Below are 24,699 nucleotides of genomic sequence, written 5' to 3'. Positions count from 1 at the left end.
TTACCCCAGGCTGGAACGGACATAGAACAACAGGCTGTAGGCCAGGACATTCGCGCCGCCCAGCCACAGCACGGCGCGCAGGCCGGTGCGGAACAGGTAGACAGTGGCGAACACGATCATCCACAGCGGCGCCATGCTCCACATGACGACTTGGGCCTTCTCGCGGGCGCCGATGCCGCCGGGTCCGATCCAGGCGAACAGGCCTGCCAGGGCCAGCGCCAGGGCGCCGCCCAGTACGGCGCCGGCAAAGGTCTTGCTCCACCAGTCAGGGCGGATGGCGTCAGGTTTGGCGCTCATGATTTTCCTTTCAACAGGGAGGCGAACGGCAGCAGGCTGAAGGCCAGCATGCTGACAACGGTCCACGCAAACACCGCGGCCAGCGGCGACAGCGTGAGACAGGCGGCGGCCAGTGCCAGCAGCAGTGCCAGTGCACCGGCGGCAGCGCCGAGCGGGCCAATGGGTTGCGCCAGCCACCCCTGGTGGCGGTGGCTCAGGTACAGCAGGCAGCAGCCCGCGATATCAAGCAGTAGGAACAGGATCATTTGCTATTGCCCGGCGTTGGCCGAGTTTCAGGATGGAGAGATAAAACAGCGGCACCAGGAATACGCCCAGCGCCGTCGACAGCATGACGCCGCCCAGCACGCTGGCACCGATGGCCTGCTGCGCGGCGGCGCCCGGACCGCTGGCCAGCACCAGCGGCACGATGCCGGCGCCAAAGGCCAGTGAAGTCATCAGGATCGGACGCAGGCGCTGGCTGGCCGCTGCCGTGACGGCGCTCCACGGCGCCTGCCCGGCACGCACCGCAGCTTCGGCGAATTCCACGATCAGGATGGCGTTCTTGGCCGACAGGCCGACCGTGGCCAGCACGCCGACCTGGAAGAAGATGTCGCGCTCGAGGCCAAGCAGGCCGGCGCCCGCAACCGCGCCCAGCACACCGGGAGGAATGGCCAGCAGCACGCAGAACGGGATCGACCAGCTGCCGTAAAGGCCCGCCAGGCACAGGAAGACGAACAGCACCGACACCGCATACAGCAGCGGCGCCTGGCCGCGCGATAGCTGGTCCTGGTAGGACAGGCCGCTCCAGGCCAGGCGGCTGGATGGCTGCGCGGCCACCAGCGCTTCCAGGCGCGCCATCAGGTCGCCCGAACTGGCGCCGGGCGCGCCGGCGCCGCTGATATGCACGGCAGGCAGTCCGTTGAAGCGGCGCAGTTGCGTCGGGCCGCTGTCCCAGCGCGTGGTGGCGAAGGCGGACAACGGCGTCATGGCATTGCCGCTGCCGCGCACCGACCAGTGCTGCAGGTCGTCCGGCGCGGCGCGCCATTGCGCGTCGGCCTGCACCAGCACCCTGCGCACGCGGCCTTCATGCAGGTAGTCGTTGATGTAGACGCCGCCCCAGGCGGAGCTGAGCGTGCTGTTGACGTCGTCCAGGTCAAGGCCCAGCGTGAGCGCCTTGGCCTGGTCGATGTCGATGCGCAGCTGGGCCTTGCTTTCGCCGCCGTCGGCTTCCGCGTACATCACGCCTGGCAGCTCACCGGCGCTGGAGGCCAGCGCGGCGGCGCGCCCGGCCAGCACTTCCGCCGTGGCGCCCGAAGTGTCCTGCAGCCAGAACTCGAAACCGCTGGCCTCTCCCAGTCCGTCGATCGGCGGCGGCACCATGGCGAATACGCGCGCATCGCGCAGCTTGCCCAGCGCTGCGGTGGCGCGCGCGGCAATCGCTTGCGCCGAGTTCTCGGCGCCTTTGCGCTGCGACCAGTCCTTCAGGTTGACGAAGGCCATGCCGGCGTTCTGGCCGGCGCCGCCCATGCCCATGCCGGCGATGGTATACACCATGGCCACATTGGCTTTCTCGCTATCCCGGAAATGGCGCTCCACTTCGCGCGCCAATTCTGCTGTGCGCGGATAGGTGGCACCGGCCGGCAGCGCAAAGCGCACCATCACCGTGCCCTGGTCGTCGACCGGTATGAACGAGGCAGGCAGGCGCTGGTAGCCCCAGGCGGTAGCGCCCAGCAGCACCGCATACAGCAGCGCCAGCCGCCAGGGCCTGCCAGGCAGCTTTTGCAGCAGGCTGTCATAGCGCCGCTGCAGCGCTGCCATGCCGCACGCGAACCGTCCATCAGCGGCGTGCGCCGCGGCGGGACGCAGCAAGGCAGCGCACAGCACCGGCGTCAGGCTGAGCGCCACCAGCACGGACAAGACCATGGCGGTTACCAGCGTGATCGAGAACTGGCGATAGATCACCCCGACCGACCCGGGGAAGAAGGCCATCGGCAGGAATACCGCGCCCAGCACGATGGCGATGCCCGCCAGGGCGCCGGTGATGCCGCGCATCGATTGCAGCGTGGCCTCGCGCGCGCCGATGCGTTGCTCCGACATGATGCGTTCGACGTTTTCCACCACTACGATGGAATCGTCCACCAGCAAACCGATCGCCAGCACCATGGCGAACAGGGTCAGGGTATTGATCGAGAAACCGGCCAGCGCCAGCACGCCGCAGGTGCCCAGCAGGACTACCGGCACAGTGATCACGGGCACCAGCGTGGCGCGCCAGCCCTGCAGGAAGATGAACATCACCAGCACCACCAGCAGCACTGCTTCGGCCAGCGTCACGGCCACCTGGCGGATCGACAGCTTGACGAAGCGGGTGGCATCTTCCGGGTAGGCCACTTCCACACCGGGCGGGAACGATGGCTGGAGCGCCGCGATCCGCTCGCGCACCCCGGCGGCCGTGGCCAGGCCATTGGCGCCGGGTGCCAGCATCACGGCAAAGCCGGAGGCCGGCTGGCCGTCCAGGCGCGAAGCCGCGCCGTAGGATTCGCTACCGATTTCCACGCGCGCCACGTCGGAAAGGCGCACCACGGCACCGTCCTGCCGGGTTTTCAGGACCAGCTGGCGGAACTGCTGTGGCGTTTTCAGGCGCGACAGTGCGGTCACGGACACGTTCAGCGCCTGCCCCGCCGGCGCCGGACGGGCGCCGAGCTCACCGACCGGCACTTCGGTATTCTGGCTCTCGATGGCGCGGATGACGTCGGCCGGCATCAGCCCGAAGCTGTGCAGCTTGTGCGGATGCAGCCACACCCGCATGGCATACGGCGCGCCGAAGTTGCGCACTTCGCCGACGCCCGGCACGCGGCTGACGGCATCGATCACCTGGCTGCTCATCCAGTCGGCCAGCGCGGCCTCGCCCAGCGTGCCGCGGCGGTCGCTGAACACCACCACCATCAGGAAGCTGTTCTGCATAGCCGTCACGCTCAGGCCGTTCTGCTGGACGGCGCGCGGCAAGCGGTAGGCCAACTGGTTGACCTTGTTCTGCACCTCGAGCTGGGCCAGCGCAGGATCGGCGCCCTGTTCGAAGGTGAGCATGATTTCCGCCTCGCCGGAGGAGCTGCTGCTGGCGTCGAAATAGGTCAGGTGCTTCAGGTTCTTGAGTTCCTGCTCCAGCACCTGCACCACGCTGTGCTCGACTACCTGCGCCGCAGCACCCGGATAGCTGGCCGCAACCCGCACCGTCGGCGGTGCGATGTTCGGGTACTGCGCTACCGGCAGCAGCACCAGCGCCAGCAGCCCGCCCAGCATGACCACCGCCGCCAGCACCCATGCCAGGACCGGACGCTCTATGAAAAAACGCGCCATCACCGCTCAGCCCTCACGCCCAGGCTGCGCCGGTCCGGCGGCACGCGCCGGATCGCGCCATTCGACGGCGTTGACCCGGCCGCCCGGCGCGGCCTTCATGCCGCCTTCGACGATCACCCGCTCGCCGGCGCGAACGCCGGACAGCGCCGCCCAACGGCCCTGGTGGCTGCCGGCCAGCACCAGCTGGCGCGGTTCAACCTCGCCCTTGGCATTGACCACCAGCGCTGACGCCTGCTCCCCTTCGCCCAGGCGTACCGCCTGCTGCGGCAGCATGACCGCCTCCGGCTGCACGCCGTGCTCGACGCGGGCTCGCACATACATGCCCGGCACCAGCAAGCGCTCGGGATTGGGGAAGCGGGCCCGCAGCGTCACCATGCCGGTCTGCTGGTCCACCTGCATCTCGGCGAACTGCAGCTCGCCGGCATGCGCGTACTGGCTGCCGTCCTCCAGCGCCAGCGTCACCGCACGTTGCCCAGGGTTGATGCTGCCGCTGCGCAGTGCACGCTGCAAGGCCAGCATCTGCTGGCTGGACTGCACCACGTCGACGTATACCGGGTCGAGCTGCTGCACGCGCGCCAGCGGCTCCTGCTGCGCGCGCGACACCAGCGCCCCTTCGGTCGCTTCCGCGCGGCCAATACGGCCTGAGATAGCGGCCCGCACTTCGGTGCGCTGCAAATCAATTTCCGCCGCGCGCAGCGATGCGGCGCGCGCGCGTACCCTGGCCAGCCCCTGCTGGTAGTTGGCCTGCGCCAGGTCGTGATCCTGCTGCGTCACCGTGCGCGAATCCAGCAGGCGCGCATAGCGCTCCGCAATCACGCGCAGGTTGACCAGGCTGGCCTTCTCCAGCGCCAGCTCGGCGCTGGCCTGCTCCTGGCGCGCCGCATAGCTCGCACTGTCAATGCGGTACAGCAGCTGGCCCGCGCGCACGTCCGCACCCTCCTCGAAGTAGCGCTGCATGATCACGCCATCGACCTGCGGACGAACCTCCGACACGCGCACGGCTGCCACGCGTCCCGCCAGGTCGCTGTTTAGCGGCAGTCTTTCCAGCACCAGCGTGACTACCGCCACTTCCGGCACCGCCGGCGCCGGCGGTGCTTCCTGTTTCGCACCGCAAGCCGTCAGCAGCAACGGCACGGCCGGCAGGTACTTCATCAATTGCATAATTGCTCCAGAATTTTCATGCGGCCAGCGTGGCGCCGCCGTCGACGACCAGGTCCTGCATGGTGATGTGGCTGGCCAGGTCCGACGCCAGGAATACGATGGTGTTGGCGATTTCGCGCGCCGACGCGATTTTGCGCAGCGGGATGCCCAGCTTGAACTGTTCCGGCAATCCCTCGATCGTGCGCTGCATGCCTGCCTCGTCCGGCAGCATGGAGCGCAGCATCGGCGTGTCGGTGGAGCCGGGCGACACCAGGTTGCAGCGCACCCCGTACTGCGCCAGTTCCAGCCCGGCGCAGTGGCTCAGGCTCACCAAGGCCGACTTGGACGCGCAATAAGCCACCATGTTCAGGCGCGGCACGTGCGCCGCATTCGAGGCGACATTGACGATGCTGCCGAAGCGCTGTGCCTTGAACTGCGGCAGCAGCTGGCTGAGGATGTGGAATACCCCGCTCACATTGATGTCGAAGCAGGCCTGCCAGTCCTCGACGCTGGTGTTTTCCAGCCGCCCCAGGCGCAACACTCCGGCCGCATTGACCAGCACGTCCACGCGCGGCGTCTCCAGCAACAGCTGCTCGAAGGCTGTCGCGATCGCGGCGCGGTCGGTGATGTCCAGCTGCACGGTCTTGAACGGATACTTCTTGCCGTGCAGCGTACCCAGTTCGGTGTCGAACTTGCGGTCGATGCCGATCACGCGCGCGCCCAGCTGGCGGAATGCCATCGCCACCTGGTAGCCAATGCCGCGCCCGGCGCCCGTCACCCACACCTGGCGCCCCTCGAAATGCAGGCCTGGAGGACGCGGCGGCGCCTGTGGGCGCGCCGATGTCAGGTTGTTCTGGTCAGCCAGGAACATGGCTCACCTCATGCCGCCAGCTTGCGCTGCAGGACTTGCCACCACGCGTTGAGCGTCAGCGTGCCGGCCAGCTCCTCGAAGCTGACGCGCAAGCCGAGCCGCTGCCATTCGGCCACCACCGCCATCACTTCCAGCGAGTCGAGGCCATAGTCGACCAGGTTGTCGTCCGGGCCGAAGCCGCCCTCCTCCAAGCGCGGCAGCAGGCTGGCGCGCAGCCAGTCGATCGACAGCTGCGGACGCTGTTCCAGCACCTGCGCCGTATGCGTCACGCTGCCGCAACGGCCGGCCACGTAGCGCAGCGCCATGCGGTGCTCCTCTTCGCTGAAGTCGGCCAGCGCGTCGGCCACCATGAAAGGCTGCACGTCGCGCATGAAAGCGTCCAGCGCCGTTGTCATGCAGCCGATATGGGCGTAGACGCCGACAATCAGAAGCTGGTCGCGGCCCCAGTCGCGCATCAGTTGCTGCAGGTCGGAGCGCTGGAAGGCGCTGTAGCGCCATTTGACCAGCACCGTGTCGTCCGGCGCCGGCGCCACGGCAGTAGTCACCTGCTGCAGCGTCGGGTCGGCGGTCGTCAAGCCGGGTCCCCACATATCGTTCAGCAGCGCGCGCTCTTCGGCGCTTTGCTTGACCGGCTGCGCGGTGTACACCACCGGCACGCCGCAGGCGCGCGCCCAGGCGCACAGGGCGGCAATATTGGCTACCAGCTTGGTGCGCAATTCGCTGTCCTCACCGTAGAAACGCAGGAAGTAGTCCTGCATATCGTGCACCAGCAGGACGGCGCGGCGCGCCTCCAGCTGCCACGCCACCTTGTTGGCCGGCAGCCCCTCCGGCTGCGGCATCGGGTAGGAAGAAATTACGGGAATGCTCATGGTCCTGGCTCCATCTCAATTGGGGATGCTGGCGCGCAGCGCCAGCTTGTCGGTCTTGCCGACCGCCGTCAGCGGCAGGCGGTCCAGCATTTCGAAGCGGTCGGGCAGCTTGTAGTCGGCCACGCCAAGTCCGCGCAGGTACTTGCGCAGTTCGACCGGGCGCAGACCGGCGGCGCGCGGCACGATGCAGGCGCAGCTCATCTCGCCCAGCAATGCATGCGGCACCGATATCAGGGCCGCCTGCAGCACGCCGGGATGGCGCAGCAGCAGGTTCTCCACTTCTTCCGCCGCGATCTTTTCGCCGCCGCGGTTGATCTGGTCCTTCACCCGGCCGACCACGCGCAGGTTGCCGTCGGCGCTGCGCTGCACCAGGTCGCCCGTGTGGTAAAAGCCATCAGCGTCGAATACACGCGCATTGTGTTCGGGAGCGCTGTAGTAGCCGCGGAAGGTATACGGGCCGCGCGTGGCCAGCATGCCCGTCTCCCCGTCGGCCAGCGGCCGGCCGTCGGCATCGAGCACCCGCACTTCGTCGGCATCGCTCATGGGTCGACCCTGCGTGGTGTAGACCACGTCGTCTGGGTCATCCAGGCGCGTGTAGTTGACCAGGCCTTCGGCCATGCCGAACACCTGCTGCAGCGCGCAACCCAGCTCCTGCGGCACGCGGCGCGCCAGCGCTTCGGCGAAGCTGGCGCCGCCCACCTGCAGCAGGCGCAGCGAAGCCAGTTGCGCGCGGCGTTCCGGTTCCTGCGCGGCCTGCAGCCACAAGGCGACGGCGGAAGGCACCAGCGCCGCCATGTTCACGCCATGCCGTTCGATCAGGCCGAAGCAGGCCAATGGCTCCGGTGCGGTTGCCAGCACCACCGTGCCGCCCGCATGGAATACGCCCAGCGCCCCCGGTGAACTGAGCAGGAAATTGTGCCCTGCCGGCAGCGCGCACAGGAAACGCGTGCCGCGGTCCAGGCGGCAGATCTCCGCGCTGCGCCGCACGCTGTAGTGATAATCGTCATGGGTGCGCGGAATCAGCTTGGGCGTACCGGTGCTGCCGCCGGACAGCTGGAAGAACGCCACTTCATGCGCAGGCGAGTGCTGCGGACGCGGACCGATACCCTGCGCCTGCTCCCGGAAGCCATCCGCGCCCAGCACCATGGTGTGCGGCACCGCCAGCTCGCGCACAAAGGCGTCATTGGCAAACAAAGGATGGCTGGCCGAAGCAACCAGCAGCTTGGGTTGCAACTGCTGCGCATAAGCCGTGAGCTCCAGGCGCTGGTGGCTGAACAGCGCGTTGACCGGCGCTACTCCGGCCCTCAGCAGGCCAAAGAAGGCGACGTAGAATTCGGCCACGTTGGGCAGCTGCACCAGGGCCGTGTCACCGATGCCCAGGCCGCGACGCGCCAGCACTTGCGCCAGCTGCTCCGCCTGTTCGTCAAGTTCGCGGTAGCTGAGCATGCGCTCGCCGCAGATGATGGCAATGCCATGCGGATGCTCGCGTGCCTGGCGTTCCAGGATTTCGTTCAGCGGCAGCCCGGTCCACAGGCCCTGCGCGCGATAGCTTTGCGCCGCTTCCTGCGGCCACGGTGTGAAGGCGATCATGCCGTCTCCCTTGCGGTCAGCGCGCCCAGCATGGTTTGCAGCTTGGCCTGGGTTTCCGCCCATTCGGCATCGGGGCAGGAGTCGGCCACGATGCCGGCGCCGGCAAACAGCTGCACGCGGTTGCCGGACACGCGGCCGCAGCGGATGGTGACCGCCCATTCGCCGTTGCCCTCGTCGTCGCACCAGCCCACCATGCCGGCAAACAGGCCGCGGTCGAACGGCTCGACCAGGTCGATCAGCTTGCGTGCCAGGCGCGTTGGGAAGCCGCAAACCGCCGGCGTCGGGTGCAGGCGGCAGGCCAGCTCCAGCGCTCCCATCGAAGGATCGTGCAGCACGCCCTCGATCGGTGTCGACAGGTGCCACATCGCGGTGGTGGACAGCAGCGAAGGATGTTCGGGAATCGACAGCTGCTGGCAGACCGGCGCCAGCACGCGGCGGATTTCATCCGTCACCAGCCGGTGTTCATAGGCGTCCTTGGACGAGCGCAGCAGCGCATCACTGACCTGGCGGTCGCGCGCAGGATCGGCATCGCGGCGCGCCGATCCGGCCAGCGGATTGGATTCCATGCGCGCGCCCTCCTTGCGCACCAGCAGCTCCGGGCTCACGCCGACCAGTTCAGAACCGTCGGCCAGCGGAAGGCGAAACTGGAAGCCTGAAGGATTGCGCGCCACCAGGCGGCGGAAGATGTCGCCGGCATCGGCCTGGCCGGCCAGCTCGACGTCCAGCAGCCGTGACAGCACCGCCTTGCGGATCTCGCTCAGGCCGAAGTTGGCGACGGCCTGGCGCACGCCCTGCTTGAAGCGCTCTTCGCCGGGGATGCTTTGCGCGTGCAGTATGGGCGGCAGCTCCACCGCGCCGCCGTGCAGCACTTCGTTGCGGTCGACAAACTCCGATACCTGAGGTACCACCAGTGCGGATGGCTGGCGCGTATCGAATGGAATGGCGCCCAGCGCCACCGGGTGCGGATTGCCGCGCATGCGCGCACGACGCAAGGCTGCCGCCACATCGGCCTGCAGGCGGCCGGCATTATGTGCCGGCGTTTCGATGCGTTCCGCAACGCCGCTGCCACGCAGCGAACGGTGCGGCGACAGGAATAAGCTTGTAGCCATGTTCTACCTCGCAAACTGTTTGAAGGGTTCGCTGGCTTTACGCTGGCTAAAGGGATCAGGGGCTGCAAGCCCCTGCGGACATCAGTAGCCGTAAGTGGCGCTGACGTAGTAGTTGCGGCCCAGCTCGAAGAAGCTGAAGTCCTTGCTCTTCTTGGACAAGTCGACGTCCGTCAGGTTCTTGACGCCGGTGCGCAGCGTCCAATGCTTGCCCGCCTTGGCGGACAGGCCGAGGTCGACGCGGGTGTAGCCCGGCAGCTCCTTCTCGGAGTAGAACTGCTTGCCGGTATAGTTTGCCGACAGCGACGCCTGCACACCCGGCACTGCGGTCCAGGCCAGGCCGACGCGGCCCACGTTCTCCGGACGGTTGTCCAGCACCGTGGTCTTGCCGTTCTCGTTGACGTAGTCGGCCTTCAGGTGGGTGAAGTTGCCGGACAGGGTCAGGGAAGGATGCAGTTGCACGCTCGCTTCCAGTTCCAGGCCTTTGGTCTTGGCCTGTGCGACGTTGACCCAGCGCCGCGCATTGGCCGCAGCATCGTAGGTTGCCACGATCATGTCGTCCACGTCATTCTTGAATGCGACGGCGGTCAGGTCCCAGCCCTTCTGGTGGACTTCGAAGCCCAGCTCATAGTTGGTGCTGGTCTCCGGCGACAGTTCCGGGTTACCGGCCAGAAAGCAGCTGCCGCCGCAGCTGACGATGCGGTATTCCTTGCTCAACTGGTAGGAGTCCGGCGCCTTGAACGCCTTGCTGATGCCGCCCTTGACGGTCAGCACATCGCTGCCCTGCCAGACCAGGTAGCCCTTGGGCGAGAAATGGCTGCCGAACACGCTGTGATCATCCAGTCGGCCGGCCAGGGTCAGGTGCCAGTCCTTCGCCAGTGCCAGCTCGTCCTCGACGAAGACCGCCTTGCTGTCGGTATTGACCTTGCCGGTGTCCAGGTAGCTGGCCGCATCGCGGATCACCTGGCGGCGCAGGTCGATACCCGCGGTCAGTGCATTGATGCCGAAGCTGGTGTTGCCATAGAACTTGGCGTAGGTATTCTCTTCCTTCAGGGTGCGCTGCTGCGGCGCGTTATAGCGGGTATTGAAGTCCTGGATTTCCGCATTCTCACGGGTGATGTAAGCGGTGGTATTGCCCCAGCCCCAGCTGGCGCGGTGGGTCAGGCCATACGTCTTGCGCTCGATCTCCTGGTCGCGGATGTCCCGCGATTCGAAGTTCCATTGCGGGTAGAAGGCGTAGTAGTACATCACGCGCGGGCGTTCGTCCTTGTTGTAGCCCAGGTCGAAGTCCAGCGCCTGGTTTTCCGACAGCTGCCAGGTCAGCGTGCCGGTAAGGTTGCTGGCCTTCTTCTCTTCCAGGCGCGGGGTACGCGTATTGTCGCTGGCGGGCGCGCCCCACCATGCATCGCGGTCATAGCGTTCGCCAGCCAGGGACAGGCTGACGGTATCGTTCAGCGCGCCGGACAGGTTGGCGCCCACGCGATACTGGTCGCCGTCGTAGCCGCTGTCGACGGTACGGTACTCGCCGGTCACGCTCCCCTTCCACTCCTTGCTGGCCGGCCAGGTGATGATGTTGATCACGCCACCCATCGCATCGGAACCATACAGCGCCGCCATCGGTCCGCGCACGATCTCAACGCGCTTGATGCTGGACAGCGGGACCGAGCTGAAATCGAAATCGCCGCCGCGCCACAGGGCGCCGCCGGACGAAACGCGTTTGCCGTTTACCAGCATCAGCGTGTACTTGCCGCCCAGGCCGCGGATACGGATTTCATCGCGGCCGTTTTCGTCGGTCCGGTTGTTCACGCCGACGCTGTCGCGCAGCAGGTCGGCCAGGCCGTTGGCCGGCGATTTGGCAATGTCTTCCGCTGTGATGACGGTGGTGAAGGCGGGTGCGCCGGCCACCGTGTGGGCGCGCATGGAAGCGGTAACTACAACGACGTTGCCGTCGCCGACGCCGCCTGCATCGTCGGCAAGCGCTGGGAGGCCGATGGCGGCCAGGCTTGCCGCGATGAGGGTTTTCGAAAGGGACATAACTTGTTCAGGGATAAAATTGAACGCAAATAATAATCATTCGCATTCAAACATGCAAGAAGTATAAGGCAAAAAAGTTAATATGGCTTAAGTTTTAACCCTCGAGTGCAGCTACCATCGCGTCAGGAGGAAATTCATGGATCACATGCACCTGATGACGGTCTTCGTGGCGGTGGGCGAACAGGAAAGTTTTGCCGCCGCCTCGCGCAGCCTGAACCTGTCGCCGGCCGCCATCACGCGCGCAGTCGCGGCGCTGGAGGAAGGGCTGGGCGCCCAGCTGCTGCAGCGGACCACGCGCAATGTACGCCTGACCGAAGCCGGCCAGCGCTACCTGGACGACTGCCGCAATATCCTGGCCAGTATCGAGGAGGCCAACGATGCGGCTTCCGGTGTCAATGCCCCGCCCAAGGGCAACGTGACCGTCACCGCTTCCGTGCTGTTCGGGCGGACCTTCGTCACCCCCTGCATCGTGCAGTTCCTGAAGCAGTACCCGGATGTCGACGTCACCGCCTTCTTCCTCGACCGCGTGGTCAACCTGGTCGAAGAAGGCATGGACGTCGCGGTGCGCCTTGGCCCCCTGCCTGATTCGAGCATGAAGGCGCTGCGCGTGGGGGAAATGCGGCGCGTCCTGTGCGCGTCGCCGGAGTATCTCGCCAGGCATGGCGTGCCGCAGCATCCCGACGACCTGCTGGGTCATACGATCATCGCCGCCAGCAATATCACGCCGCGCGTTGAGTGGAAGTTTGGCCTTGGGACAGAGGCCATCACCGTGCGCATGAAGCCGCGCTTCACAGTCTCCAGCAACGACTCGGCGGTCCGCGCCGCCGTGGAAGGCTTGGGGATCTGCCGCCTGCTGTCCTACCAGATGGCGGACGAACTGGCGGCCGGCCAGTTGAAGATCATCCTGCCGGAGTTCGAAGAGGAGCCTTGGCCGGTGCACATCCTGCACCGGGAAAGCAAATACGGCTCATCGAAGGTCCGTAAATTTATCGACCTGCTGGCGCAGCACCTGCGGACGCACCCGCACCTGAACTGAGCTTGCCAAGGAAGGCGCCGGTGATGGCGGCCACTTCGTCCAGCTTGGTATCCATCACAAAGTGCCCGCCATCCAGGATATGCACTTCGGCCGACGGGTTGTCGCGCTTGAAGGCCTGGGCGCCCGGCACGGTGAACGCCAGGTCGTGCTTGCCCCACACCACCAGGGTCGGCAACTGGCGCTGCTTCAGCCAGGCTTGCCACTCGGGATAAGCGGCCAGGTTGTGCTGGTAGTCGTAAATCAGGTCGGCCTGGATGCGCGCCTGGCCTGGGCGATTGAGATAGGCATATTCATCCATCCACAGATCCGGATCGTAGGCTGCGATCGCCGGGTCGCTGCCGATATGCCGGGCACGCGTGGCCGCCACTGACTGGTGCACGGCAATGACATCCTTCTCGTGCGCCGCACGGTCCGCCCAGAACGGCTTGCGCTTGGCCCACATCGCGCCCAGTCCATCTTCGTACACGTTCCCGTTCTGGAACACCATTGCCTGCACCGCTTGCGGCCTTCCCAGCGCCATGCGCATGCCAACCGGCGCACCGTAATCCTGCATCAACAGCACATAGCGTTGCGCGCCGACGGCGTCGGTGAACTTGTGCATTACCGTCGCCAGGTTGTCGAAGGTGTAGGCGAACCTGGCCGGATCCGGCGCATCGCTGTTGCCGAAGCCTGGATAGTCCGGGGCCACCAGGTGATAGCGGTCGCCCAGCTTGCGCAGCAGGCCATCGTACATGCGCGAGGAGCTTGGCACGCCGTGCAGCAGCAGGATGGTCGGCTTGCCCGCGTCGCCGGCTTCGCGATAGGCGATATTGATACCGTCCACCGCAACCGTTCGATAGGCGACAGGGGCGGCCTGGGCGGCTCCGGCAAGTGCGATGGCGGCTGCGGCAACGAGTGTTTTCATCTTGTTCTCCAGTGGATTGTCGATGGGCCCACTCTATCGGCGCTCCAGGCCCGGCGGAACGTCGCGCAGCGAAATGGATTGTTTCGCTGCGCGTAGTTCCGGCACCCTGGGCCGCTTCCTACAATCCATCCCATCCAAACCACTTTTGAAGGAAGCGAACATGAACACCTCCCGCATCGCCGCATCCCTGGTCCTGGCCTTTGCAGCCGCCACCGCATCCGCCGCCGCAACGGACGTGAGCTACCGCACCGTCAAGGTCGATGGCGTGAACATTTTCTACCGCGAAGCCGGCCCGAAAGACGCACCGACCGTGTTGCTGCTGCACGGCTTCCCCACCTCATCCCAGATGTTCCGCAACCTGATTCCGCAGTTGGCCGAGCGCTATCACGTGATCGCCCCCGACTATCCAGGCTTCGGCCAAAGCGATGCACCGGCCGTCGACAAATTCGCCTACAGCTTCGACAACCTGGCAAACGTGGTCGACAAATTCACCACCGCCGTCGGTGCATCGAAATACGCCTTGTACGTGCAGGATTACGGCGCCCCGATCGGATTCCGCCTTGCAGCCGCACACCCGGAGCGCGTGTCCGCCATCGTGGTCCAGAACGGCAATGCCTACAACGAAGGCATCGACAACGAATTCTGGGCGCCGTTCAAGGTCTACTGGGCCGACAAGACCGAAGCCAATGCCGCCAAGCTGAAACCCTTCTTCGAGATCGGGGCGACCAAATGGCAGTACACCCACGGCGCGCGCGATGCCGGCAAGATCAGTCCCGACGCATGGACCGTGGACCAGGCCTATATGGACCGCCCCGGCAACAAGGACATCCAGCTCGAACTGTTCTACAGCTACGGCAGCAATCCAGCACGCTATCCGGAATGGCAAGCCTACTTCCGCAAACACCAGCCGCCGATGCTGATCACCTGGGGCAAGAACGACAAGATCTTCCCCGCCGCTGGCGCCGCGCCCTACCTGCGCGACCTGCCGAAAGCCGAGCTCCACCTGCTCGACACCGGCCACTTCGCGCTCGAGGAAGACGGTGAAAAAATTGGCAAACTGATGCGCACTTTCCTCGCGCATAACGTCAGGTAACGTAGCGCAGTGCACGTTTGAGCTGTATCAAGCGGGCGCTCGGAGGCGTGGCGAAAATGGTAGGATCATTCAAGGAGCTGCCATGGACATCACGCCGCCACCTGAGCTCGCTGACCACGAGGAACGCATAACCAAGCTGGAGAACGCTATGGTCAATCTTTCATGCGAACTGAAGGCGCTACGTGCGCACATGGATTGCAGGTTCAAGGAAATTGAAACGAAAATCGAGACCGGATTGAACTCTCTCCGCATTGAGTTAAGAGCGGAATTCGCAGCAAAACTCCACGAGGCCGTAGAAAAGCTGCATGCCCGGATGGACGCCCAGCATCATCAAACGATCGCACTTCTAGTCGCAATTTTCCTTGCGCTGATAGCGCTGTTCGCTCAGCGATAAATGAAAAAGCCCCGCTAATTCAACGAACTAGCAGGGCTTTTGTACGTCCTGGTGCCGGAGATAGGAATCGAACCTACGACCTTCTCATTACGAATGAGCTGCTCTACCAACTGAGCTACACCGGCAAAGAGCCCGGATTATAACAAACAAACTTGCGCGTTTGCTAGTATCAGGACCCCATCATTGTAAAAATTACACGACTTCCTGGTGGTAGCTGGTAACCAGTGCCACTTCGTCGCGGGAGCCAAGGAAGACCGGCACGCGCTGGTGCAGCTTTTCAGGCTGGATGTCGAGGATGCGGCGCTTGCCGTCGGTCGCCATGCCGCCCGCCTGTTCAACGATGAAGGCCATCGGGTTCGCTTCGTACATCAGGCGCAGGCGGCCCGGCTTGGACGGATCACGCAGGTCGGCCGGGTACATGAAGATGCCGCCACGGTTCAGGATGCGGTGCACGTCGGCCACCATCGAAGCGATCCAGCGCATATTGAAGTCGGTGCCGCGCGGGCCGGTGGAGCCGGCCAGCAGCTCGCCGATGTAGCGCTGAACCGGCGCGTGCCAGTGGCGCTGGTTGGACGAGTTGATCGCGAATTCCTTGGTCTTGGCAGGAATCTGCATATTGCGCTGGGTCAGGACCCACGAGCCCATCTCGCGGTCCAGGGTGAAGCAATTCACGCCATTGCCGGTGGTGAGCACCAGCAGCGTTTGCGGGCCATACACGGCGTAGCCGGCGGCGACTTGCTTGGCGCCCGGCTGCAGGAAATCCTGCTCGCTCGGTTCGGTCATGCCTTCCGGCGCTTTCAGCACCGAGAAGATGGTGCCGATCGATACGTTGACGTCGATGTTGGAGGAGCCATCCAGCGGGTCGAACACCAGCAGGTACTCGCCTTTCGGATAACGGTTAGGAATCGGGTGGATGTCTTCCATTTCTTCCGAAGCCATCGCCGCCAGGTGGCCGCCCCATTCGTTCGCTTCCAGCAGGATCTCGTTGGAGATCACGTCCAGCTTCTTCTGGACTTCGCCCTGCACGTTCTCGGATTCCAGCGCGCCCAGCACCTCGCCCAGTGCGCCCTTGCCGACGCTGTGCGAAATGGTTTTGCAGGCGCGGCCTACCACCTCGATCAGGAGGCGCAGTTCGGCTGGAATGCTGTGGTGCTGGCGTTGTTCCTCAACGAGGTATTGGGTCAGGCTGATACGTTTCATTATTTCCCTAGGTTAGTGCTTGATTAGTTTGCGAGTGCTTTGCTGACCACTTCCATCACGTCGTTGGACAGTTTGGTGGCGGCGGCGACTTTTTCCAGCGCGTGGCGCATATGGACTTGCAGCGCCGGTGCATAACGGCGCCAGCGGTCCATGCTGCGGGCCAGGCGGGCGGCCACTTGCGGGTTCAGGGCGTCGAGCTTGATCACGTGCTCGGCCCAGAACTCATAGGCGCTGCCGTCGGCAGCGTGGAATTGCGACGGATTCTGGTTGCAGAAGCTGAACAGAAGGCTGCGGGCGCGGTTCGGGTTTTTCAGCGTGAAGGCTGGGTGTTTCATCAGCTCACGCACCTTGGCCACATTGGTATGCGGTGCAGAGCCTTGCATGGCGAACCATTTGTCCACCACCAGCGCTTCGCCTTTGAAATCCTTGTAGAAGGCGTCGAGCTGCTTGCCGGCGTCCGCGCCGCTATGAATCAGCGCGGACAAGGCGGCAGCGCGGTCGGTCATATTGGTGGCGGCGGCGAACTGCTCGCCAGCCAGCTTGACCGCTTCGGCGTTCGGTTGCACCAGCAGGTAAGCCAGCGCCACGTTTTTCAGGCCGCGCTTGCCGGCCGAAATGGCGTCAGGGCTGTAAGGACCTGGCGTTTCATTGCCGGCGTACACTTGCAGCAATTCGGCATGCAGCGCAGTGCCGATGGCGTGGCGCATGAACTGGCGCGCGCTGTGGATTGCTTGCGGGTGCACCACTTCCATCTGCTCGGCGATGATGGTTTCCGATGGCAGGATCAGGCATTGCTCGCGGAAAGCGGGATCCAGATCCCGGTCGGCCAGGATGGCGCGCAGGGCGGCAATGTAGGTATCGTCAAGCTTGAGCGGTTTGCCCTCCAGCACCGACTGGGCCAGCGACAACAGGCGTTCCATGGCCAGGCGCTGGCCTGCTTCCCAGCGGTTCACCGGGTCGCTGTCATAGCGGAACAGGTGCAGCAGTTCGTCGTCGGTATAAGGGTATTCAAGCACCACCGGCGCCGAGAAATCGCGCAGGATCGACGGCACCGGCGCTTCGGCAATGCCTTCGAAGCGGAAGGTCTGCTCGCCCTTGGTTAGTTCCAGTACCTTGGTCGGGATCAGGTCCTTGCCGTCGCGGTCCAGCAGGCCCACCGCCACCGGAATATGGAAGGGCTGCTTCTCGGCCTGGCCCGGCGTGGCCGGACAGGACTGGCGCAGCGTCAGTTCGTACACCTGCTTTGCGCCATCGTGGCGGCCGCTGGCACTGACCACCGGCGTGCCGGCCTGGCTGTACCAGCGCTCGAACTGCTTCAGGTCGCGCTTGTTGGCATCGGCCATCGCGGCGCGGAAGTCGTCGCATTGCACTGCCTGCCCGTCATGGCGCTCGAAGTACAGGTCCATGCCCTTGCGGAAGCCCTCGCGGCCCAGCAAAGTCTGGTACATGCGCACCACTTCGGCGCCCTTCTCATACACGGTCACGGTGTAGAAGTTGTTGATCTCGACGAAGGAGTCGGGGCGCACCGGGTGCGCCATCGGCCCCGCGTCTTCCGGGAACTGGGCCTGGCGCAGCGTGCGCACCTGGTCGATGCGGGTCACGGCGCGGCCACTTTCGGTGCCGATCATGTCGGAACTGAATTCCTGGTCGCGGAATACGGTCAGGCCTTCCTTTAGCGACAACTGGAACCAATCGCGGCACGTTACGCGGTTGCCGGTCCAGTTGTGGAAGTACTCGTGGCCCACCACGGCTTCGATGCCGGAGTAGTCGATATCGGTTGCGGTGCGCGGGTTGGCCAGGACGAACTTCGTATTGAAAATGTTCAGGCCCTTGTTCTCCATCGCGCCCATATTGAAGTCGCTCACGGCGACGATCATGAAGCGGTCCAGGTCCAGTTCCAGGCCCCAGCGTTCCTCGTCCCAGGTAATGGAATTTTTCAGCGACAGCATGGCGTAGTCGGTCTTATCGAGGTTGCCCTCTTCCACCCACACCTGCAGCAGGACTTCACGGCCGGACTTCAGCTTGAATTTCTCTTCCTGGCACACCAGGCGCGCGGCCACCAGGGCAAACAGGTAGGACGGCTTCTTGAACGGATCTTCCCACTTGGCATAGTGGCGGCCATCACCCAGGTCGCCCTCTTCCAGCAGGTTGCCGTTGGAGAGCAGGACCGGGTACTGCTCCTTGTCGGCGCGCAGCATCACGGTATAGCGCGCCATCACGTCCGGACGGTCCGGGAAGTAGGTAATGCGGCGGAAGCCTTCGGCCTCGCATTGGGTGTAGAAACCGCTGCCCGAGGTGTACAGGCCCGAAAGCGTGGTGTTTTCGACAGGAGCGCAGGTGGTTTCGATTTCCAGCAATACGTTGACCGGGGCATTGCGGATGGTCAGGGTATTGTTGCCAATAATATATTGACCCGGATCCAGCTCCACTCCGTTCATGCGCAGCGCGACCAGCTCAATGGCTTCGCCCTGCAGCACCAGGTCGCGGCTCTTGCTGTCCGGGTTATGGCGCAGTTGCACGCGGTTGGCGACGATGGTGCAGACGGGATCGAGGTCGAAGCCCAGTTCCACGGTCTCCACCAGGTAGTTGGGCGGGGTGTAGTCTTTACGATAAATCGCTTGAGGGCTGTCGGTACGCATGGTTTTGGCGAGCGAGGACAAAGAAGGCTATTTTACCAATACCGGGCAAGCGGTACGCCCGATTCTTTTCCGGTGTCCCTGTGGGGGTAACATTCTGTAATAATTAGGTGAAACGCATGTTGCCAGATTAAACTGGCTATAAGGATAAAAAGGAGTCTCGCCATGAAAGCGCTAGCCATTTTGGTGGCAGCCACCAGTTTGTTGCTGAGCGGCTGTGCCACTACCCTGCGCAGCAACGTTACGGTCTTCCATGAGTGGCCGAGCGACCTGCCGGACAAATCATATACCTTCGAAACCCCTTCCCCGGGCGAGGATACGCTGGAATTCCGCAGCTACCAGAACCTGGTGAGCGGTGAACTGGCCAAGCTGGGCTTCACGCAAGCCGCTACTACCAAGGATGCCAAGCTGCGCGTCGGCATGCAGTTCAGCACCATCGACCGTCCGTTCAAGGTCCTGACTGCGACCGACCCGTGGATGTATGGGCCAGGGCCGTGGGGCTATTACCCACGCTGGGGCTACTATCCTTACCGTTATCGCTACTACGGTTTCTACCGCCCATACTACGATCCGTGGATGTGGGGGCCGATGGAATACCGCGAAACCATCCAGCATAACTACGACCGCAACCTGCGCGTCACCATTAATAACCTGCAGGGCAAAAAGCTGTATGACGTGACAGTGCAGAACACCAGCCGCAAGCAATCGACCCCACTGGTCATGCCGGCACTGGTGCAAAGCGCCTTCACCGGCTTCCCTGGCGAAAGCGGAAAGGCCAAGCGCGTAGATCTTGAGCTCCAATAACACTATCAAATCGATCGGGCGGTGGCTGCGCGAAGGCGCATCCACCGCCTTTTTCCGTTCTCCACGCTGGGAAGGCCTGTCGACCGGTCCCCGGTGTCGTTGCGTTCCTGGTGCTGCTGGTGCTGGGGCTATCGCTATTGTTCCAGCGCCTGTACATCAACGGGCCCGCAATCTTTTACTGGAAGGCCATCGCCTACGGCTGGCTGCCTTTCGCACTCCTGCCCCTTCTACGCCTTGATGGCGCGCGGCACGGGGCCGAGCGGGCGTCCCGGCGCAGCGCCGGACCTGGCGCTGCTGACAACCCTGTTGCTGGCGCAGTCGGTCTGGATGGAGCTGTTCGTTGACCTGTGCTTTGCCGTCATGCTGCACAGCGGATCAGAGGCGTGGTCGGTGCGCTACCTGGGGCCATGGGGCGCATGGATCTTGTGGGGCATCCCGGTCACCGTGATGACCCTGTCGCAACTCGTGCTGCTGGCGCGCGCCGGGCGCGGCAGGCGCTGGCCGCTGATGCTCTCCGCAAGCTTGATGACGGGCGTGATTGTGCTTGGCGTAGCCACCCAGCAGCCGGATTTCTGGTATCCGAAAAAGCAGCAGGCCAATAACGAAGAATCGTCGCGCTACCTGAAACTGACCGCGGAACTGATGGAGTCGCAGCCGGTGCTGCTGTCGCGTCAACTGGCTGCGCTGGCGCCGCAGCGCCCCGGCAAGGTCGATATGTACGCGTTGACCTTTGCGCCTTATGGTGATGAAGTGTTCCGCCGCGAAAGCCAGATGGTGGCCGACGTGATGTCGCAGCGCTTCGACACTGCCGGCCGCACGATGCAGCTGGTGAACCATTTCCAGACTGCGGAAAAGCTGCCGTGGGCCACGACTGTGAACCTGCGGAAAGCGATCCGCAGCGTGTCGCGCACCATGGACAAGGACGAAGACGTGCTGTTCATCTACCTGACTTCGCACGGCGCGCGCGAAGGCCAGTTGGCGGCGGACTTCTGGCCCGTTCGAACTGACCGAGCTGACGCCTTCCACGCTGCGCAAGTGGCTGGATGAAGCGGGTATCAAGCATCGCGTGATTGCGGTGTCGGCCTGCTTCTCGGGCAGCTGGATTCCGTCGCTGAAAGACGATGCCACCATGGTGCTGACTGCAGCCGATGCCGATCACACGTCCTACGGCTGCGGCTACAAATCGGAACTGACTTTCTTCGGCCGCGCCATGTTCGACGAACAGCTGCGTACTCACACGCGCTCCTTCGAACAAGCCCACGCTGCCGCACGCGAAGTCATCCGCAAGCGCGAAGTCGAAGCAGGCAAGGACGACGGCTATTCGAACCCGCAAATCTCCGTCGGCAGCGCCATCCGCGCCAAGCTCGCCACATTTCAGTGAACAAAGCGGACGAGGAAATAGAAGACAGCCATGAGGGTCGCCATGGCGCCGTAAATTCTCCATGTCTGCTTATGCAAGTCTTCTTTGGACGCAAAGATATCCAGGCGTCCATTGATCCCCGCAATTGCGACCTTGACTTCGGTCACATCTTTGCCAAGCAATGCCACGTCTTCCTTGATCTCTCCAACATCGACCTTAAGCTGAGCGATATCGATCTTAAGTTGGGCGATATCGATCCTAAGCTGGGCTACATCGATCTTAAGTTGGGCTACATCGATCTCCAGCAGGCTCAAACTGCGCTCCACCTCCGTTAGCCGCTCGTTGATTTCGCCAATATCAATGCTCAGAAACGATGACGCGCACGGCAATGCTTCACTCAACCGCGTGGTGGCCTGCAATAAACCGGACCTCAGGTCGGGGTAGCGGTCCATCAAATTGTGCAGGGCCGCAACTAACATGGTTAAAGCGCTGACGCACTCAGTCATTTCTTTCGCAGAATTGCTCATGACGGTCCCCCCCCCTGTCGGATGTTAACAGTCCTTCGACAGGGGCGGCGTAAGAAAGTTCAATCGATTTTCAGTGCGCGTAGCGAGATGTCGTTATGCCCTACTCCTGGCACGACGTGGAACGTCGCGAGGCCGGGGCGGAAGCTGCGGTATAGGGTTTCACTGCTGGCGCGGGGAATAACTTCGTCGCGCTCGGCGGCGAGGATGGTGGTAGGTGCGTTGACTTTGGCGGCGTGGCTCGCCGAGTCGTAACGGTCGCGCAGCAGCAAGCGCACCGGCAGCCACGGGAAGTGGTGCGAGGCCGCGCCGGCCATGCTGTCGTAAGGCGTGACCAGCACCAGTCGGTCGACCGGCTTCAAGCTGGCCAGCCGGGTAGCGATGCCGCTGCCAAGGCTGCGTCCCCACCAGCGTCACTTGCGGGTGCCGGGCGCGCACATATTCGTACAATGCCTGCGCATCGGCAAACAGGCCCGCCTCGCTTGGCTCACCTGCCGTGGCACCGTAACCGCGATAATGCATCAGGTACAGCGCCTGGCCAGGAAAGACTGCCTGCAGCTCCGGCAGGCTGTCACCCACCGCTTCCGCATTGCCGCCGAAGTAAATCACAGCCGAAGGTCCCGGCTGTTCTTGCAGCGTAACGCCAACGCGCGCGCTGCCGTCCAGCGCCAGCACCGTTCCTCCTTCGAACGCTTGCGGGAAGTAGATCATGCTGCGCTGGCGAAAAAACACCACCGCGCACACCGCAACGTAGACAGCCAGCACGATCATTAGCAGCGAGGTGACCATGCGCGCGACCGGCTTACGCGCGCGCATCTGCGCGGCCCCAACTCATACCCCAGGAGTACAGGGCGACAAACATCATCACATCCATGAAGATACCGAATACAAGATATAGCAATGGCAGGAACAGCAACGTCAGATGGTGCAGCACATAGGCGTGCAGCAGGTATTGCATCGGGAACGCTACAGTGAAATATGCCAGCGTGCAAACGGTCAAGCCCACTTTGCGCCACAGCGAAAATGCGAACATGTAATACGTCGCGCCCAGCCCCCACGGCATGATGAACAGGAAGATCAGCGCCATCGTCAGCGCATCGCCCAGGTAGCGCGCCGAGTCGTAAGGGAATTCGCCCGGCAGGTAGTGGAAGAAAATCAGCGCGGTAGCCTGCACCAGCAGGCAGGCACGCACGATGTATTGCAATGGCAGGAAGCGGTCGCGCGATACCAGGAAGGTCGCCAGCAGGGCAAGCACGCAGCCGGCCAGCGTGATCCACCACAGCTGGTTTCCAGGCTCCCCGGCAGGGAGCAGCGGAAACGGCAGGTCCAGGTAGTAAGCTCCAAGATCGACCTGGCGAACCGCCACACTGCCCTGCGGCGCGATGCGCGGCAGCCAGAATTCGAACAGGCCACGCCACAGCGCGAGGATAGGCGACAGCAGGCAAAGCAGCACAATGGTAAACACCGCCGGCAGCGCCAGGGAGCCCAGCAGGTTGATGCGGCTTAACCTGATCTGGTACATCGAGCGGTGCAGCTGGATCGCGCTGCCGCCGAAGCCGCGGAACCGCAAGTCGTCGATCTTGCGCTGCAATGCATGCAATTGCTTCACGCTCAGAATTCCTTGAACAAGGCGGCTTCCACGCCGCGCCGGTCGTAGAACGGGTTATGGTAAGCCTCGGCGCGCAGCTGGAAGCCATAGGTCGGGGCCAGCCACTTGCGCCAGGTGCCGCTGATAACGTTGCTGCGGAAATTCACCAGCAGGTCTGCCGAGCCGGCGCCGATGTACTGGTAAGCCTCCTCGCCCATGTCGTAGCGCAGCGCGATGTATTGCTGTTTGTCGTGGCCCCAGGTCGCGGCAACATACTTAACGTTGGCCATCACGCCGCCCGGATTGCTGCGGTTGATGCGCGTGCCGCCCTGCACTACCCACGCATTCGGCAGGTACCACGAGATGCCGAGCAACAGGCTGCGATCCCGATGGCCGTCGCGGGCATTGACTGCCGTTACGCCGACGGTGGCAACCAGATTGCGGTCGGTGCCCAGCTTGCGGTTGATCACCGCGTCGGCGCGCGACTGCGGGTAGAAGAAACTGCTGCCATGGCTGGCGGCCAGGCTGCCGTACCAATCTTCATTGAAAACGTGGCTGACGCCGCCCACCAGCAGCGTGCCATGCGCGCCGAACTGGCGTGCGTTCACCAGGTCCGCATTCCACACCGTTGCGTCGGAGGTGCGCAGCGAGCCTCGGACGAATTGCTGGTTCCAGGTGCCAAAGCCGTCGCTCAGGCTGTGATGCAGCAAGCCCGCTTCGACCGTGCCGGTTGTGGCAGCCTGCGCCGCGGCGCAGCCGGCTGCCAGCAGGACTGCCAGGCAAACGAAATGCTGGTGTAACTTACGAATCATGCATACTCCGTATCAGGATTTCCTTGATGCGCGCGGCGGCAAAGCCGTCGCCGAATGGATTGGGGGCGGCGCGCATCGCCGCGTGAGCCTGGGCGTCGGCGCGCAGCGCATCGACGGCCCCGATAATGGCGCTGCTTTCGGTGCCGATCAGGCGTCCCCCGCCGCTGGCCACCAGCTCCGGCCGCTCGGTGGTTTCGCGCAGGATCAACACAGGCACATGCAGGCAGGCGGCTTCCTCCTGGATGCCGCCGGAATCGGTCAACACCAGCCAGGACTGGCGCAGCAGCTGCAGCGTGGTCGAATAGTTCAGTGGCCGGGTCAGGAAGATGCGCTCCGACACCTCTTCCGGCAAATCGGTAAATACTTCATCCACCGTTGCCCGGATCTTAGGATTGCTGTGCACCGGCCACACGATCACCAGGTCTTCGTCGGCCAGCAACAGCTTGCGCACCGTGGTCGAAATCGACATCAGGGGATGTCCCTGGTTTTCACGACGGTGCGCCGTGATGAATACCAGCCGCCGCCCGGCCATGACATGTTGCAGTCCGCGCAGCTGTGGGCTGGACATTTCATCCGGATTGCCCACCAGTTCCGGGTCGGTGGTTGCCAGGCGCACCGCATCGACAATGGTATTGCCGACCATATGGATCCGATCGCCTCCGACATTTTCGCGCAACAGGTTCAGGCGCGCGTTTTCAGTCGGCGCAAAATGCCAGTCCGCCAGCCGGCCGATCAACTCACGGTTCTTCTCCTCCGGGAACGGGTTGAAGCGGTTGTGCGAGCGTAAGCCCGCCTCCACGTGGCCGACCGGGATATGCTGGTAGAACGCCGCCAGCGCCGCCATGGCCGCGCTGGCGGTATCGCCATGCACCAGCACCGCTGCCGGCTGGACCGCTTCGAAGGCTGCACCCAGCTTCTCCAGCAGCATGGCCGACAGGTGGTACAGCGCGTCGGAAGTGCGCTGCAGCGGCAGGCTGAAATCGGGCAGGATCTTGAAGAAGCGGTACATCGGGTCGGCCATGTCTTCGTGCTGGCCGGTATGCAGCAGCAGCGGTTCCAGGCCGTCCTGCTTCAGCGCGTAGTAGACCGGCGCCATCTTGATGATTTC

23 protein-coding genes and 1 tRNA gene are annotated in these 24,699 nt (G+C 63.9%); 6 read left to right on the top strand and 18 right to left on the bottom strand.

What is annotated here, in order from left to right; all coding sequences use genetic code 11:
• From ACQ4MM_RS18550 to ACQ4MM_RS18510, 9 genes are all read right to left on the bottom strand, one after another.
• Positions 1–297: a hypothetical protein gene (locus tag ACQ4MM_RS18550; RefSeq protein ID WP_431478726.1), complete on the bottom strand. Its 297-nt coding sequence runs from the start codon at positions 295–297 to the stop codon at positions 1–3.
• Positions 294–542 (bottom strand): hypothetical protein, encoded by a 249-nt coding sequence (locus ACQ4MM_RS18545; protein ID WP_431478725.1) that lies wholly within the window; start codon positions 540–542, stop codon positions 294–296. The genes ACQ4MM_RS18550 and ACQ4MM_RS18545 overlap by 4 nt, the downstream gene beginning before the upstream one ends.
• Positions 520–3,630: a multidrug efflux RND transporter permease subunit gene (locus ACQ4MM_RS18540; RefSeq protein ID WP_431478724.1), complete on the bottom strand. Its 3,111-nt coding sequence runs from the start codon at positions 3,628–3,630 to the stop codon at positions 520–522. Before ACQ4MM_RS18540 ends, ACQ4MM_RS18545 begins: the two co-directional genes overlap by 23 nt.
• 6 nt (positions 3,631–3,636) lie before the next feature.
• Positions 3,637–4,791, bottom strand: coding sequence for an efflux RND transporter periplasmic adaptor subunit (locus ACQ4MM_RS18535; protein WP_431478723.1), 1,155 nt, complete (start codon positions 4,789–4,791; stop codon positions 3,637–3,639).
• A gap of 16 nt (positions 4,792–4,807) precedes the next feature.
• The gene (dhbA, locus tag ACQ4MM_RS18530; protein WP_431478722.1) at positions 4,808–5,641 is read right to left on the bottom strand and encodes a 2,3-dihydro-2,3-dihydroxybenzoate dehydrogenase; all 834 of its coding nucleotides are present in this window, start codon (positions 5,639–5,641) and stop codon (positions 4,808–4,810) included.
• A gap of 8 nt (positions 5,642–5,649) precedes the next feature.
• The gene (locus ACQ4MM_RS18525; protein WP_431478721.1) at positions 5,650–6,510 is read right to left on the bottom strand and encodes an isochorismatase family protein; all 861 of its coding nucleotides are present in this window, start codon (positions 6,508–6,510) and stop codon (positions 5,650–5,652) included.
• Between the two features lie 15 nt (positions 6,511–6,525).
• A complete protein-coding gene (locus tag ACQ4MM_RS18520) occupies positions 6,526–8,100 on the bottom strand; it encodes a (2,3-dihydroxybenzoyl)adenylate synthase (protein ID WP_431478720.1) in 1,575 nt (524 codons plus the stop codon).
• Positions 8,097–9,209, bottom strand: a complete 1,113-nt coding sequence (locus ACQ4MM_RS18515) for an isochorismate synthase (protein ID WP_431478719.1) — start codon at positions 9,207–9,209, stop codon at positions 8,097–8,099. The genes ACQ4MM_RS18520 and ACQ4MM_RS18515 overlap by 4 nt, the downstream gene beginning before the upstream one ends.
• Positions 9,210–9,290: 81 nt before the next feature.
• Positions 9,291–11,240: a TonB-dependent receptor domain-containing protein gene (locus ACQ4MM_RS18510; protein WP_431478718.1), complete on the bottom strand. Its 1,950-nt coding sequence runs from the start codon at positions 11,238–11,240 to the stop codon at positions 9,291–9,293.
• Between the two features lie 136 nt (positions 11,241–11,376).
• Between ACQ4MM_RS18510 and ACQ4MM_RS18505 the strand changes: the two genes are divergently transcribed.
• Entirely contained in the window at positions 11,377–12,276 is a 900-nt protein-coding gene (locus ACQ4MM_RS18505; RefSeq protein ID WP_431478717.1) for a LysR family transcriptional regulator, read from the top strand.
• Here ACQ4MM_RS18505 and ACQ4MM_RS18500 read toward each other — a convergent pair.
• Positions 12,227–13,180: an alpha/beta fold hydrolase gene (locus ACQ4MM_RS18500; RefSeq protein WP_431478716.1), complete on the bottom strand. Its 954-nt coding sequence runs from the start codon at positions 13,178–13,180 to the stop codon at positions 12,227–12,229. The two genes, ACQ4MM_RS18505 and ACQ4MM_RS18500, sit on opposite strands and share 50 nt — an antisense overlap.
• Positions 13,181–13,340: 160 nt before the next feature.
• On the opposite strand from ACQ4MM_RS18500, the gene ACQ4MM_RS18495 reads away from it, so the two are divergent.
• Together ACQ4MM_RS18495 and ACQ4MM_RS18490 are read left to right on the top strand one after the other, a co-directional pair.
• The gene (locus tag ACQ4MM_RS18495) at positions 13,341–14,273 is read left to right on the top strand and encodes an alpha/beta fold hydrolase (protein WP_431478715.1); all 933 of its coding nucleotides are present in this window, start codon (positions 13,341–13,343) and stop codon (positions 14,271–14,273) included.
• A gap of 82 nt (positions 14,274–14,355) precedes the next feature.
• Entirely contained in the window at positions 14,356–14,667 is a 312-nt protein-coding gene (locus tag ACQ4MM_RS18490) for a hypothetical protein (protein WP_431478714.1), read from the top strand.
• Positions 14,668–14,716: 49 nt separating this feature from the next.
• Here the strand turns inward: ACQ4MM_RS18490 and ACQ4MM_RS18485 are convergent.
• From ACQ4MM_RS18485 to pepN, 3 genes are all read right to left on the bottom strand, one after another.
• Positions 14,717–14,792, bottom strand: a tRNA-Thr gene (locus ACQ4MM_RS18485).
• A gap of 67 nt (positions 14,793–14,859) precedes the next feature.
• Positions 14,860–15,867: a class 1 fructose-bisphosphatase gene (locus tag ACQ4MM_RS18480; RefSeq protein ID WP_431478713.1), complete on the bottom strand. Its 1,008-nt coding sequence runs from the start codon at positions 15,865–15,867 to the stop codon at positions 14,860–14,862.
• 23 nt (positions 15,868–15,890) lie between these two features.
• Entirely contained in the window at positions 15,891–18,506 is a 2,616-nt protein-coding gene (pepN, locus tag ACQ4MM_RS18475) for an aminopeptidase N (protein WP_431478712.1), read from the bottom strand.
• A gap of 162 nt (positions 18,507–18,668) precedes the next feature.
• Between pepN and ACQ4MM_RS18470 the strand changes: the two genes are divergently transcribed.
• The 3 genes from ACQ4MM_RS18470 (at position 18,669) to ACQ4MM_RS18460 (ending at position 20,688) form a co-directional block, all read left to right on the top strand.
• Positions 18,669–19,307, top strand: coding sequence for a DUF4136 domain-containing protein (locus tag ACQ4MM_RS18470; protein WP_431478711.1), 639 nt, complete (start codon positions 18,669–18,671; stop codon positions 19,305–19,307).
• Positions 19,308–19,544: 237 nt separating this feature from the next.
• Positions 19,545–20,354, top strand: coding sequence for a hypothetical protein (locus ACQ4MM_RS18465; protein WP_431478710.1), 810 nt, complete (start codon positions 19,545–19,547; stop codon positions 20,352–20,354).
• On the top strand, positions 20,311–20,688 hold the full coding sequence (locus tag ACQ4MM_RS18460; protein WP_431479048.1) for a C13 family peptidase: 378 nt from the start codon (positions 20,311–20,313) through the stop codon (positions 20,686–20,688). The genes ACQ4MM_RS18465 and ACQ4MM_RS18460 overlap by 44 nt, the downstream gene beginning before the upstream one ends.
• Here ACQ4MM_RS18460 and ACQ4MM_RS18455 read toward each other — a convergent pair.
• The 5 genes from ACQ4MM_RS18455 to wecB form a co-directional block, all read right to left on the bottom strand.
• Positions 20,682–21,194 (bottom strand): hypothetical protein, encoded by a 513-nt coding sequence (locus ACQ4MM_RS18455; RefSeq protein ID WP_431478709.1) that lies wholly within the window; start codon positions 21,192–21,194, stop codon positions 20,682–20,684. The two genes, ACQ4MM_RS18460 and ACQ4MM_RS18455, sit on opposite strands and share 7 nt — an antisense overlap.
• Positions 21,195–21,353: 159 nt before the next feature.
• Entirely contained in the window at positions 21,354–22,007 is a 654-nt protein-coding gene (locus ACQ4MM_RS18450; protein WP_431478708.1) for a hypothetical protein, read from the bottom strand.
• Positions 21,994–22,800: a hypothetical protein gene (locus tag ACQ4MM_RS18445; RefSeq protein ID WP_431478707.1), complete on the bottom strand. Its 807-nt coding sequence runs from the start codon at positions 22,798–22,800 to the stop codon at positions 21,994–21,996. Before ACQ4MM_RS18445 ends, ACQ4MM_RS18450 begins: the two co-directional genes overlap by 14 nt.
• 2 nt (positions 22,801–22,802) lie before the next feature.
• Positions 22,803–23,591: a YaiO family outer membrane beta-barrel protein gene (locus tag ACQ4MM_RS18440; protein WP_431478706.1), complete on the bottom strand. Its 789-nt coding sequence runs from the start codon at positions 23,589–23,591 to the stop codon at positions 22,803–22,805.
• Positions 23,581–24,699 (bottom strand): non-hydrolyzing UDP-N-acetylglucosamine 2-epimerase (gene wecB, locus ACQ4MM_RS18435; RefSeq protein ID WP_431478705.1); only part of this gene is annotated, 1,119 nt, incomplete at its 5' end. The genes ACQ4MM_RS18440 and wecB, both read right to left, overlap by 11 nt.

It is taken from the genome of Massilia eburnea (genome assembly GCF_050709955.1).
Taxonomy (GTDB): Bacteria; Pseudomonadota; Gammaproteobacteria; order Burkholderiales; family Burkholderiaceae_D; genus Rugamonas; species Rugamonas eburnea_A.
Note: the sequence above shows the minus strand (reverse complement) of the source record. Positions and strands in the feature narration are given on the sequence as shown.